This window comes from Asticcacaulis sp. SL142 (assembly GCF_026625745.1).
GTDB lineage: Bacteria > Pseudomonadota > Alphaproteobacteria > Caulobacterales > Caulobacteraceae > Asticcacaulis.
In genome coordinates this window covers 2,191,748-2,204,115 of record NZ_CP113061.1, presented here as the reverse complement: position 1 = coordinate 2,204,115, position 12,368 = coordinate 2,191,748, and the positions used below count along the sequence as shown (strand labels likewise).

The window sequence follows — 12,368 nt, the reverse complement described above, 5'->3', positions numbered from 1 at the left end:
TTCGGATACCCAGCCTGGTTATTTTATCGGGGCATCAGGTATGGCGAAATCACAGTAAGAAGAATGTCAACATTCCCTTTTAAGAGCATGCTTCCGCTGGAAAAGATGGTTAGGAAAGCGCGTAGTCCAATAGAATTTTATGTCGCTATGGCCCGTAATCTGCTTTTTCTGCTTTTGGTCGCGGGAGCGGCCATATTCGCAGTCTATAGCTTTTTTAAAGGGTAATTTACGCGTCAGGCCGCGTGCGTATTACCGCCGCTGTCGGCCAAAAGCGCATAGAGGGCATCATTGGTATCAAGTGCGCGCAATTGCTCACGCATCGATTTTTGGCGCAGGGCCCGCGAGACCTTGGCAAGCGCGCGCAAGTGCTCGGAACCCGCCTCCGGCGGTGCAAACAACGCAAACACCAGATCGACCGGCACATGGTCGATCGAATCATAATCGATCGGGCTTTCCAGCCGCACGAAGATACCGCGCATCTGGGTCAGGCCCTCAAGCGCCGCATGGGGCACGGCAACGCCTAAGCCCACACCGGTAGAGCCCTGCTTTTCGCGGTCGACCAGCGCATTGAAAATAACGTCGGCGTCCATCTTGAACAGCTTGGCGGCATGCTCGGCCACCGCCTGCAAGGCCTGACGCTTAGAATTTACACTGACATGACCGTTAATCGAATGACGATCCAAAAGCCCGTAGAGAGACATTATACTTCCAGGTTGAGCGCAGGCAGGGAGACTCCTCCCCTGCAAAACCTGCGCCGGATTTATCAGGCCAAGCCCCCATGTTAAGAGACCTGAAGGCGATGCGCCCCCAAAGACCGCACCGGTATTTTAGTCCCCCGCACTTAGAGGCGGGCGAGATGTGCCTTATAGGGACGTCACCGGCACGTCAACCGTTAAGCGGTTACACTTTAACGTGCGCGGGCGTCCCTATAAGGGCAGTTATAGAGCGGATAAGGATCAGGCCACCGAGCGGGCGCGGGTGCGTTCCGGATCGATCCAGCCGATATTGCCGTCCGGACGGCGATAGATGACCGACAGGCCACCATGGGCGGCATTACGGAACATCAGCACCGGGTAGTTCGACATGTCCATTTCAAGCACCGCGCCCGACACCGTCATGGTGCGAAGCGGCGCTTCGGTTTCAGCGATAACCATAGCCTGCGGCGGGGAGTCATGATCCCAGCCATTGACGGCCTGACCGTCATCATAGTCCTCAAGCGGGTCGTCACCGGTGTTGTCATACCTAAGCACGGTAATGGACGCCAGTTCCTGCGACGGCGACGGGTTATGGTGGTTTTTCAGGCGGCGCTTGTAGCGGCGTACACGCGTCTCGATGCGATCAAGGGTGCCGGTAAAGGCGGAGTGGGCGTCGCCGCCAGTGCCGCTCGACACGAGCGTCTGGCCGGAGGCGAGGCGGACCCAGCAGTCGGCCTTAAACAGATGGCCTTGCTTGGACAGGGTCACCTCGGCTTCACCGCCACGATCGAAATACTTAGCGATGCCCGCCGACAGCTCCTGCTCGATGCGCTCACGCAGCGCATCACCCACTTCAACCTGTTTTCCGTTGACTTGTATTTGCATAGCTTGATCTACGCTCCATTTTTAGAGGGTTTGGTGTCCGCGCCCCTGTCCGGCCCCATAGGGAACATGCCGGGCGAGTTGTAAAACGCTTTGCAGATCATGGGCTTGTGCCTCATGGTGACCTCATGGGAGTGGGGCGAGGACCGCGCGTGGAGGTTACGCGCATCCTCACCTTACGCTCTTTGGCGGCCCTGTTAAGTCACTAAAATGTGTGCGCCAAATGCGCGTCCATTTGCCGCTTAGGGGTTGAATCCTTACGTGAAATTAAGCGTAAGCCTGTAGAGTGCGCCGCAGCCTTACTTAAGTTGGCGCTTGCGCTCGACCGATGAGGGGATGCGCAGGGCTTCGCGGTATTTTGCGACCGTGCGGCGGGCGATATCGACCCCGGCCTCTTTCAGGATTTCGACGATCCGGTCATCGGACAGGATTTCCCCCGATGACTTCTCTCCATCGATAAGGTTCTTAATCTTATGGCGGACTGACTCGGCGGAATGGGCTTCGGAGCCGTCATTGGAAGAGATCGAGGAGGTGAAGAAGAACTTCAGTTCAAATACCCCGCGCGGGGTCGAGACGTACTTGTTTGAGGTCACCCGACTGATGGTCGATTCGTGCATCCCCACCGCATCAGCGACGGTCTTGAGGTTCAGCGGGCGCAGGTGTTCGACGCCGTAAACCAGAAAGGCATCCTGCTGGCGCACGATTTCGGACGATACCTTAAGGATGGTGCGGGCCCGTTGATCGAGGCTCTTGATCAGCCAGTTGGCCTGATTGAGGCATTCGCTAAGATAGGTTTTTTCTTCGCTGGAGCGGGCGCCGCCCACGACCTGAGCATGGTATTTCTGATCGACCAGCACACGCGGCAGGGTGTCGGTATTGAGGTCAACCCGCCAGCCGCCGGTCGCATCCTGACGCACAAACACGTCCGGCACCACGGTCTGCGACGGCTCAGAGCCAAAGGCCGCGCCGGGGCGCGGCGTCAGGGCCTTAAGCTCACGGATCATGTCGCTCAGGTCTTCGTCATCGACGCCGCAAACCTTACGCAGGGCGCTCAGGTCACGCCGGGCCAACAGTTCAAGATTATCGATCAACGCTTCCATAGCCGGATCGAAGCGATTGCGTTCAATCAGTTGCAGCTTAAGACATTCGGGGACGCTGCGGGCCATTACGCCGGTCGGCTCAAAGCCGTGGCAGGTGGTAAGCACCTTTTCAACCAGCGCCGGATCGCAGCCCAGCCGGTCGGAGATTTCGCTGAGGTCAGCGCGCAGGTAACCACCCTCATCGACCCCGTCGATCAGAACCTGCGCAATGGCCATTTCGGGTGCACTGAACCCGGCAATCAGGGCCTGATCGGTCAGATGTTCCTGCAGCGTTTTTTCGCGGGTGAGGGCGCGTTCCATGTCCTCATCGCCGTCAAAACTGCCGCCGCCCTTACCGGCCTTGGACCAGTCGACCATAGGGCCATCGGACATATCGGCAGACGACGCGGCGCTATCGGGCTCACGCACGGTCGGGGCTTCATCGCCGTAAAGATCAGAGTTTGAGGCATCAAGGTCTGAGCCGGCGCGCAGCGAATCGCCGTCGCCCAGTTCCAGTTCGCGGCCATCACTTTCAAAGGTTTCGCGCTCAGATTCGGGGCCGGTATCAGAGACGGGCTCGGTATCTTCGCGTTGCAGAAGGGGGTTCTTTTCTAACTCGGCCTCAACCACGGCTTCGAGTTCGAGATTTGACAATTGCAGCAGCTTGATCGCCTGCTGCAACTGGGGCGTGATGACCAGCCCCTGTCCCTGTTTGAGTTCTAACCTTTGCCCGAGTGCCATGCCGTGATGATGCCCGCCAATGGTTAATGAAATGCCTCGCCCAGGTAAACGCGTTTGACTTCCGGATCGTTGCGGATTTCCTCCGGCGAGCCCTCAAACAGGACTTCGCCGCTATGGATAATCGACGCGCGATCAATGATATCAAGCGTTTCACGGACGTTGTGGTCGGTAATCAGTATGCCGATGCCACGGGCCTTAAGATAGGTAATGACTTCGCGGATGTCGGCAATCGCCAGTGGATCAATCCCCGCAAAGGGTTCATCCAGTAACATAAATGAGGGTTTGCCAGCGAGGGCGCGCGCGATTTCGACGCGGCGGCGCTCACCACCCGACAGGGCTGTGGCCGGAGAGGTACGGATATGGGTGATGCGCAGTTCCTCAAGCAGGCGGCTGACATCATCGGCAATTACGGAGGGATTTGTCTCATTGAGTTCCAGCACGGCCTTGAGGTTTTCCTCAACCGTCATGCCGCGGAAAATGGAGGCTTCCTGCGGCAGGTAACCTACGCCCATGCGGGCGCGCTGATACATGGGCTGGGAGGTAATATCCTGCCCGTCCAGCATGATGGTGCCGTAGTCAGCCTCGACCAGACCGGTGATCATGTAAAAGCAGGTAGTTTTCCCAGCACCGTTCGGGCCGAGCAAGCCAACGACTTCGCCGCGCCCGACGCGCAGGGATACGCTCTTGACGACGGTGCGCTCGCCATAGGTCTTGCCTATGCCGTCGACGCTGAGCCCGTCAGAGGTCGTGTCGGAAGTGTCCGTCATGGTGTCCAGGTGTTCAATCACGGTAGCACTATCCCTCATGCCTCTTAAAATTACCCTAAACAGGCGAAAAATAACCGCATCTGACGCGGGATTGTGCCTTAAGGGCCGCCTATTGAGCGGGTTTGCTGTCCGGATACAGCACGGCGCGGACCCGGCCCTTGGATGGGGTGCCCGGTGTGGCATCCATGGTGGTGCGACCGGCGGCGACATTATAGACCAGACGGTTGCCGGTCATGACGTTCTCGCCCTGAGTGACGATGACGTCACCGGTGACGACCATGGTGTCATCCGCGCTGGTGTAAACGGCCTTGTCGCCCTTGATGACCTGAGTGCCATTGACGAAATAGAGGTTGCCATTGGCTTCGATGCGGTCGACTTCACCCCAGCCGGTCCCGCCGGGCTTGGTGCCGTGGAACATCTTGACGTTGTCGGCGCGCAGGCGGGTATTGTCCTGCAGGATCTCAACGCGGCCGGTGTAGGTCTGCAACCGCTCAGGCTCGGAGGCAGCAAAATCATCGCTGCCGATCGAGATAGGGCCGCGTTTCGGTGACAATTGCGCCCAGGCTTGCGGGGCCACGGCCCCCAGACTAAGGGCGGCCATGATCATAAGCGTAGAGGTGTGTTTGCGTGACATGATATCAGGTGCCTTTGTAAATAGCGGACGCATCAATTGTTAATCGTAACCCTGACCTGCGTTGAGCCCTTGCCTTTGATGGCGATATGGCGGCCATTGTCAGAAATAATATAGGATTCACCCTTAATATGACCGGTGGGGCCAAAACCTTCAATAGGTTTATTACCCCTGACGGTCGAGGTGTTAAGGTCGACAATCGCTTCCTGAGTGCGGAAGCTGAAATCGTTCGGGCCACCGTTTAAGACCACATCGCCTTCGACGGTAAAGGTCTTATCGGGTTCGTTATAGACCCCTTTTAAGCCCTTAAGCAGGGTCGGTTTGCTGTTGTCGCTTTTCAGTTCCATGCTGGGGGCATTGACCGAAATGACCGGCGCACTATTGCCGCGCCGGATGGCCTCAAGGCCGCTGATGATATAGCGGTCGCCGTTATTGGTCTGGCCGAAAAAGCGCGGGTTGGTCATGCGAATATCAGCCTGACTGGCCTGATAGACGTTGAGCGAATTAAGGATGCTCTGGACGATGACCCACCCAACAATGGCCACCAGAGTGGCGACAATTAGTCCCGGAAACACCAGCCGCAGCAGCTTGATACGGCGGGAACGACTGCGCCAGGCCTGAGCCTGTTTCAACAGACGTTGCTTCTGAGCCTGCGCGTCTTCAACCAGGTCATAGGTCACCATCACCGGATCAAGAGTATCCGGCGCGACAGGAGACGCAGATGTCATCGGGTTCAGAGCCATGCTGCCTATATAGAGCTTAGATTAAGACCATTCAAAGATTTAAGATCAGAATTGGGGTTTTAAGACCAGGAATGGGCGAAGATATCGCAATCTTCCCAGCCTGCCAAATCAAGGGCGACCCGGTGCGGCAGGAAGTCGAAACATTTTTGCGCCAGTTCGGTGCGGCCTTCGCGGGCCAGCATCAGATCGAGCTTGGTGCGCAGGGCATGCAGATGCAACACATCCGAGGCCGCATAGGCCAGTTGTTCAGGCGTTAGGGTCTCCGCCCCCCAGTCGGACGATTGCTGGGCCTTGGACAGATCAAGGCTCAACAATTCACGCACCAGATCCTTCAGGCCGTGGCGGTCAGTATAGGTGCGCGCCAGTTTAGAGGCGATCTTGGTGCAATAGACCGGGGCCGTCACCACCCCCAGATGAAGCTGGAACATGCCAATATCAAAGCGGCCATAGTGGAACAGCTTAAGCACCTTCGGGTCAGTCAGCAGGGCCTTGAGGTTCGGGGCCTGATAGGTCGGACGCTGCATCCGCACCACATGGGCATGGCCGTCACCGGACGACAGTTGCACCACGCACAGGTCATCGCGTCGAAAGCGCAGGCCCATGGTTTCAGAGTCAATGGCCACAACCGCCCCAAGGTCAAGGCCGTCCGGCAGGTCGCCATCATGGTAAAAAGTGGTCACGCGCGAAGTCCTGAATAATACTATGAAAATCGTACCTTTCGCCTAAGCCATGTCAGGGCCTTCGTCAATTCACGCCTGTTCAAAGGGGTGGTTTCAGGCCAAAGATATGCGATGCGAAATAAATATTTTTGATTTATTAAATAACTGCATGGACAGTGCCGCAATGAAAACAATATTGAAATCTTGTGGGATGGCCGCCGTCTTGGCCGCAGTGCTGACCGTGCCCGCTCACGCCGATATGATGATCCGCGACGGACAGGTGGTGGAGGCATCAGGTGCGCCGTTTGTCATGCGCGGCATCAATCACGCTCACCTGTGGTTTCCGAACCGGACGGAGCGGGCGCTGAAAGACATTGCCGCAGCGGGGGCTAATACGGTGCGCATCGTGCTCGGCAACGGTGTGCGCTGGAACCGGACGTCTGAGCGGACGGTGCGCCAACTGATTGCACGCTCAAAGGCCGCCGGTTTGATCACGGTGCTGGAGGTCCATGACACGACCGGCTACGGCCAGACCGGAGACGGCGCGGCCAAGGATGCCGCCACCATCGCTCAGGCTACGGACTATTGGATTGAGATTAAAGACGCCCTGATCGGTCAGGAGGATTATGTCATCCTCAACATCGCCAATGAGCCATCAGGCAACGGGGTGGCGGAAAGCTACTGGGTGGATGAACATAAGGCCGCCATTGTCCGCTTACGGGCAGCTGGCTTAAAAAACGTCATCATGGTCGATGGCCCGAATTGGGGGCAGGACGGATCGCAAACCATGCTGCGTCGGGCGCGGGAGGTGTTTGAGGCTGACCCGCTGAAGGCGACGATGTTCAGCGTCCATATGTATCAGGTCTATAGCAATGACGCCGTGATCAGGGCCTATCTCGACGGGTTTCGGTCGCAGGGACTAGCCTTGGTAGTCGGTGAATTTGGACCGGATCACGAGGGCGAACCGGTCGATGAGGCGACGATCTTTGACCTGACGAACCAGCATGGCATCGGCTATCTGGGCTGGTCATGGTCGGGTAATGGGCCAAAGGCGCGTGATCTGGATATGACGGTGAAGTTTAATGCCCGCCACATAACGCCGTGGGGCGAGCGTATCATTCACGGTGAGGGGGGCATCAAAGCGACCTCAAAACCGGCGGCGATTTTTGGGCAAGCCACCGAAAAACCGCCGGCCCGTAATATATTCAGCCGCTGGTTTGGAGCGGAATGACTTCCGCTCAAGCCGCCACTGAGGCGGCGGCCAAGGTGGCGTAGCCACCGCCCGGCGAGGGACTAAAAATAATGATTAATCCGCGAGCAGGTGCAGTTCATCTATGGCGCAGATGATGTGATAAAGGCTCGACGCCGGTGCCGGTTCATCGACAAACGACCCATCGGGGTTCATCTTATCAAGATAAAGACCGGCAATATCGGTGTTCAGGTAAAGCTCTAACCCACGCGCGGCGGTGACGGCCTTACCGACTGCAAATGCTTTATCCTCATCTGTTTCGGCCACGCTATAAAGGGCCACATAGGCTTTCATGCGTTCGGTCTGCGCCCACAGGCGGGCCTTTTGATCCTTGGGTGAGAAGTCGTCCCACAGTTCAAAAATGGTCACATTGCGGTCATGGTCAGTGCCGTGGTTTTCGGCAATCTCGATCAGCCGTTTGGCGGGCGCGATAAAGCGGGTATCACCGGTAATTCCAGCCCAGCGGATCAGCAGCCACGCCCATTCAAACTGATGGCCGGGTTCAATGATGCGGCCCATCTCACCCTCAACCGGGTTCCAGTCGCCGTCGAAATATTCGCGCAAAGATCCCGTTTCAGGGTGCAAAAACTTATCGAGGCAAAGGGCCGAAATCTCTGCGGCAACCTCATGCCATTTGTGATCGCCCCCCGCTTCGATCCACGCCAGACAGGCCTCAAACATGTGCATGTGCGGGTTGGTCTTGAGCGGCAGGGTGCGGGGATTGGCTTCTTCAAAGCCGCGCACCGGATGCTTATAGTGGGTCAGCAAATGGTCGCGAATGGCCACACCGGCGGCTTCCAGCGATTTATCGTGCGGGCGCACCGTAAACGCCGACGCATAGGCCAAAAGGGCAAAGGCGTGGTCGTAGAAATCGAATTCACCCTTGATGACGCTGCCGTCGGGGGCCAGCACGGCATAGAGCAGGCCTTCGGGTGTGCGGGCCGGGCCGGATAGCCACTTAAGGCCCTGATCAATGGCGGCGTTGGTCTCACCCGAATAGCCCATGCGCTGGGCGAGGGCATAAGAATAGACCTGACGAGCCGCGACACGGGTGCGGCGCGGATCATCAACGGGCTTTGCGTCCAGCCCAAGCTTCTCAAAAAATCCGCCTTTTTCAACGTCGCCGCCGACCTCCCACCACATAGGGAGAGCATGGTTGAACAACCAGAATTTCAGGCGGTTTTGCGTATCGGTTAAGGCGGACATGATGGGGCTCAATCAGGCGTGTGGCGGCAGGGACTTTGCGGCTTCGGCGGCTTTTTTGACCTCTTGCGCCAGCGACAAGGGTGCTACCAGCACCCCGGCAGGTGTCGAGATGATCATAGTATCCCGCATGCCGATCACGGCCACCGGCGGGCCTTCGGCGCGGATCAGGCAGTTCTCGGCATCGATCAGGATTTTTGGGCCCATGCTGTGGTTGCCGTTTTCATCCTTGGCGCCCAGACGCCACAGTTCGCTGAAACCGCCGACATCGGCCCAGCCGATATGACAGGGCGCGACTGCGGCCTTTTCGGTGTTTTCCATGACTGCGTAGTCGATGGAGATCGACGGGCACATCGAAAACGCTTCGGCTTCCAACTCAATGGTCTCGGCGTGGCGGTGGGCCTTGGCAAACGCCGCCTCAGAGGCCGACAGAACTTCGGGGGCATAAGCGCGCAGTTCTTCGATCATCACCTGCGGGGAGAACAGGAAAATCCCGGCGTTCCAGTCATAGCTGCCGTCCTCCAGATAGGTTCTGGCGGTGTCCAGATTGGGCTTTTCAAGGAAGCGGCGCACGGCAAAAATACTGTCCGTTAAGGCCTCGCCGCGTTGAATATAGCCGTAGCCGGTTTCAGGGCTAAGCGGGCGGATACCAAAGGTCACGATCCGCTCGCGCGCCACGTCGGCGGAGGCCAGCACCACCTGACGGAAGGCCAGCGGGCGGGTGATGACGTGATCGGCTGGGGCCATCAGCACCAAGGCTTCGGGATCGTACTCCATGGCGGCCAGGGCTGCGACGGCGGCAACCGCGGCGGTATTGCGGGCCATCGGCTCGACAATAATAGCCTGCGGGCTGCGACCGGCCTCAGTTAATTGATCAAGCGCCACCGCCCGGTGGGACTTGCCACAGATCACCATGGGTTTCAGGAAATTGTCGCCCGACAAACGCAGGGCGGTTTCCTGAATCATGGTGTTTTCGGTGCCGAGGGCATGGAACTGCTTGGGCTTTTCAGGGGTCGACATCGGCCACAGGCGCGTGCCTGAACCGCCCGACATGATCACCGGCAGAATTTTTAACGTCATGTACCTCAACCCCAGTTAGTCTGTATTTATAGTTATAGTATGGCGTCTATGGACGTCCGCCAAGAGGATTTACCCCTTACGGGATTAAATCTCCTGGTTGAATTTGCCGATCTCGGAATAATTCGCCAGACGCGGTTTGATTTCCTTACGGAACAGATCGCGCATGTCGTCTTCGGAGCGTAAGGATTCGACCACAACCACCAGTTCCGGCTTGTTCGAGGAGGCCCGCACCAGCACCCATGAGCCGTCGTCTAAATGGACGCGAGCGCCATTGACCGTGATGACCTCAAGGATCTTGCGGCCCAGAATTTCACCACCGGCGGCATGCAGATCGACATATTCCTGAACGATGCGTTCCAGCACCTGATACTTCACTTCGTCGCCGCAATGGGGCGACATGGTCAGCGACGTAAAGGCCTGCGGCAGGGCCGATTTCAGTTCTGACAAGGACTTGCCCGGATTACGTTCCATCATGGCAAGGATTGCACCGGCGGCGACCAGACCATCGTCATAACCGCGGCCAATATCACCGGCCAGGAAGAAGTGGCCCGACTTTTCAAACCCGGCCAGAGCGTTCAGTTCGGCGGTCTTGCGCTTGATGTAGGAGTGGCCGGTTTTCCAATAGACGGTGGTGGCCCCGTTCTTCTTGAGGATTTCGTCGGTCTTATAAAGGCCGGTCGATTTGACATCGACGATGAAGGTCGCGTCCTTATAAATTTCGCTCAGGTCGCGGGCCAGCATCAGGCCGATCTTATCAGCAAAGATTTCTTCGCCGGTATTATCGACCACGCCGCAGCGGTCGCCGTCGCCATCGAAACCGAGCGCCAGATCGGCGCCGTATTCTTTGACGGCCTTCGACATTTCGACCAGCATTTCGTGGTCTTCCGGGTTCGGATTATATTTCGGGAAGGTGTTGTCAAGCTCGCAATCCATCTCGATCACCTCAACGCCCATAGCGCGCAGGGCCTGAGGCGCAAAGGCGCCCGCCGTGCCGTTGCCACAGGCGCAAATGACCTTAAGCGGACGGGTGACTTTGGTCTTGGCGACCACATCGGCCAGATAGCGTTCCTGAACGCCCTCAACCAGCGTCAGGCTGCCACCGGATTTTTCGACACCCAGACCGCCCATGACGATCTCTTTCAGGCGGCCCATCTCGTCCGGCCCGAAGGTCAGCGGGGCCTGACAGCCCATCTTGACGCCGGTCCAGCCGTTGTCATTGTGGGAAGCGGTGACCATGGCCACGCACGGCGCGTCCAGATCAAACTGCGCAAAGTAAGCGATCGGCGACAGGCACAGCCCGATATCGAGCACTTCGCAGCCCGATTGCAGCAGGCCGATGATCAGGGCGTTCTTGATATTGATCGAATAGGAACGGTAGTCGTGCCCGACCACGATGCGCGGCTTTACCCCGCGTTCCTGCACATAGGTGCCAAGGCCAAGCCCCAGAGCCTGAATGCCCAGAAGGTTGATTTCGTCGCCAAACAGCCAGCGCGCGTCATATTCACGAAAGCCTGTGGTCTTAACAAAGGCCTGAGTTTCGTTTTCAAACGTATTGGCTTTGATGTCAGTTCTGGGTTTCAGAGTCATGGGGTGTCCGTCAGTGATCGCGGATTAATTAAAAAAGGGCGAGAGGGCGGCGCGGGCCGCATCACCCAGATCGGCACGCTTCAAGGCCATGGCGACATTGGCCCGCAGAAGGCCGATCTTGTCGCCGCAGTCATAAGTGGTGCCATCATATTCAAGCGCATGGAAGCTTTGGTCCTGCATCAGCTTGAACATGGAATCGGTAAGCTGGATCTCACCGCCAGCACCTTTTTCCTGGGTGGCCAGATAATCGAAAATTTCCGGCTGAAGGATATAGCGACCAGAGACAATCAGATTGGACGGGGCGGTACCCTTGGCTGGTTTTTCGACCATGCCGGTCATCTTGTTGAGGCGGCCATTTTGCGATTCAAGGGCGACCACGCCGTACTGGTGGGTCTGGTCGTGCGGCACCTGCTCAACGACGATGATATTGCCGCCGACTTGATCATAGGCATTGATGGCCTGTTTCAGGGCGGAGACCTCAGAATCCATCACCATGTCGGGCAGCAGGACGGCGAACGGTTCATCACCAATAATGTCGCGGGCGGCATAAACCGCGTGGCCGAGGCCGAGCGGCTGCATCTGGCGGATGAAGCTCATCTCACCGGGCTTTGGCAATTCAGCCAGAAGTTCATCCAGAATAGCGGTTTTATTCTTGGCGCGTAACTGCGCCTCAAGCTCGACCTGATGGTCGAAATAGTCTTCGATCGAGCCCTTGGCGCGGCCAGTGACGAAGACGAAATGCTCAATCCCGGCGGCGCGCGCTTCGGCCACCACATAGGACAGGATCGGGCGGTCAACGACGTTCAGTAATTCTTTGGGGACAACCTTGGTGCCCGGCAACACACGCGTCCCCAGACCGGCAACCGGCAGGACCGCTTTACGAACTTTGGATTTGGTCAAGTGAGACCTCTCGAAATAAGAAAAACAAAAGAAATGGGCTACAAAAATATTTCGCTTATGCAAAATAATAGGCTAAAGCCAGATGACGGGAACCGCAATGGCCCATTTGTAATTTTTTAGCATCACGAATGTAAATTTTATTTAAATTGAAG

The 12,368-nt window shown here is 57.4% G+C and carries 12 protein-coding genes; 1 reads left to right on the top strand and 11 read right to left on the bottom strand.

The genetic code is table 11. The features are described from left to right. Positions 1-233 precede the first annotated feature (233 nt). The 7 genes from ptsN to OVA03_RS09990 form a co-directional block, all read right to left on the bottom strand. Positions 234-701, bottom strand: coding sequence for a PTS IIA-like nitrogen regulatory protein PtsN (gene ptsN, locus OVA03_RS10020; protein ID WP_267524181.1), 468 nt, complete (start codon positions 699-701; stop codon positions 234-236). 255 nt (positions 702-956) lie between these two features. Beyond that, positions 957-1,580 (bottom strand): ribosome hibernation-promoting factor, HPF/YfiA family, encoded by a 624-nt coding sequence (gene hpf / locus OVA03_RS10015; RefSeq protein ID WP_267524179.1) that lies wholly within the window; start codon positions 1,578-1,580, stop codon positions 957-959. Positions 1,581-1,876: 296 nt separating this feature from the next. After that, a complete protein-coding gene (gene rpoN, locus OVA03_RS10010; protein ID WP_267524177.1) occupies positions 1,877-3,397 on the bottom strand; it encodes an RNA polymerase factor sigma-54 in 1,521 nt (506 codons plus the stop codon). A gap of 23 nt (positions 3,398-3,420) precedes the next feature. Continuing rightward, a complete protein-coding gene (gene lptB, locus OVA03_RS10005; RefSeq protein ID WP_267527710.1) occupies positions 3,421-4,164 on the bottom strand; it encodes an LPS export ABC transporter ATP-binding protein in 744 nt (247 codons plus the stop codon). 109 nt (positions 4,165-4,273) lie between these two features. Then, positions 4,274-4,798: a lipopolysaccharide transport periplasmic protein LptA gene (gene lptA / locus OVA03_RS10000; RefSeq protein WP_267524175.1), complete on the bottom strand. Its 525-nt coding sequence runs from the start codon at positions 4,796-4,798 to the stop codon at positions 4,274-4,276. Between the two features lie 32 nt (positions 4,799-4,830). Then, on the bottom strand, positions 4,831-5,523 hold the full coding sequence (lptC, locus tag OVA03_RS09995; RefSeq protein ID WP_267524173.1) for an LPS export ABC transporter periplasmic protein LptC: 693 nt from the start codon (positions 5,521-5,523) through the stop codon (positions 4,831-4,833). Between the two features lie 74 nt (positions 5,524-5,597). Next, entirely contained in the window at positions 5,598-6,218 is a 621-nt protein-coding gene (locus OVA03_RS09990; protein WP_267524172.1) for a ribonuclease D, read from the bottom strand. Positions 6,219-6,408: 190 nt separating this feature from the next. Between OVA03_RS09990 and OVA03_RS09985 the strand changes: the two genes are divergently transcribed. Next, positions 6,409-7,428, top strand: a complete 1,020-nt coding sequence (locus OVA03_RS09985) for a glycoside hydrolase family 5 protein (protein WP_267524170.1) — start codon at positions 6,409-6,411, stop codon at positions 7,426-7,428. A 75-nt stretch (positions 7,429-7,503) separates the two neighbouring features. Here OVA03_RS09985 and OVA03_RS09980 read toward each other — a convergent pair whose 3' ends face one another. The 4 genes from OVA03_RS09980 to OVA03_RS09965 form a co-directional block, all read right to left on the bottom strand. Continuing rightward, positions 7,504-8,652, bottom strand: a complete 1,149-nt coding sequence (locus tag OVA03_RS09980; protein ID WP_267524168.1) for an AGE family epimerase/isomerase — start codon at positions 8,650-8,652, stop codon at positions 7,504-7,506. A 12-nt stretch (positions 8,653-8,664) separates the two neighbouring features. After that, positions 8,665-9,729 carry a mannose-1-phosphate guanylyltransferase/mannose-6-phosphate isomerase gene (locus OVA03_RS09975; protein ID WP_267524166.1) on the bottom strand — a complete coding sequence of 355 codons (1,065 nt, stop codon included), beginning with the start codon at positions 9,727-9,729 and terminating at the stop codon, positions 8,665-8,667. Positions 9,730-9,813: 84 nt separating this feature from the next. Next, positions 9,814-11,316, bottom strand: a complete 1,503-nt coding sequence (locus tag OVA03_RS09970) for a phosphomannomutase/phosphoglucomutase (protein ID WP_267524163.1) — start codon at positions 11,314-11,316, stop codon at positions 9,814-9,816. A gap of 24 nt (positions 11,317-11,340) precedes the next feature. Then, complete coding sequence (locus OVA03_RS09965) at positions 11,341-12,216, bottom strand: UTP--glucose-1-phosphate uridylyltransferase (protein WP_267524161.1); 876 nt, start codon at positions 12,214-12,216, stop codon at positions 11,341-11,343. Positions 12,217-12,368 lie beyond the last annotated feature (152 nt).

Bases quoted from the DNA above. Each gene is read 5' to 3' on its own strand.
- rpoN (WP_267524177.1), bottom strand. From the start codon at position 3,397: ATGGCACTCGGGCAAAGGTTAGAACTCAAACAGGGACAGGGGCTGGTC.
- OVA03_RS09980 (WP_267524168.1), bottom strand. From the start codon at position 8,652: ATGTCCGCCTTAACCGATACGCAAAACCGCCTGAAATTCTGGTTGTTC.
- lptA (WP_267524175.1), bottom strand. From the start codon at position 4,798: ATGTCACGCAAACACACCTCTACGCTTATGATCATGGCCGCCCTTAGT.
- OVA03_RS09985 (WP_267524170.1), top strand. From the start codon at position 6,409: ATGGCCGCCGTCTTGGCCGCAGTGCTGACCGTGCCCGCTCACGCCGAT.
- lptB (WP_267527710.1), bottom strand. From the start codon at position 4,164: ATGACGGACACTTCCGACACGACCTCTGACGGGCTCAGCGTCGACGGC.
- OVA03_RS09970 (WP_267524163.1), bottom strand. From the start codon at position 11,316: ATGACTCTGAAACCCAGAACTGACATCAAAGCCAATACGTTTGAAAAC.
- OVA03_RS09975 (WP_267524166.1), bottom strand. From the start codon at position 9,729: ATGACGTTAAAAATTCTGCCGGTGATCATGTCGGGCGGTTCAGGCACG.
- hpf (WP_267524179.1), bottom strand. From the start codon at position 1,580: ATGCAAATACAAGTCAACGGAAAACAGGTTGAAGTGGGTGATGCGCTG.
- lptC (WP_267524173.1), bottom strand. From the start codon at position 5,523: ATGACATCTGCGTCTCCTGTCGCGCCGGATACTCTTGATCCGGTGATG.
- ptsN (WP_267524181.1), bottom strand. From the start codon at position 701: ATGTCTCTCTACGGGCTTTTGGATCGTCATTCGATTAACGGTCATGTC.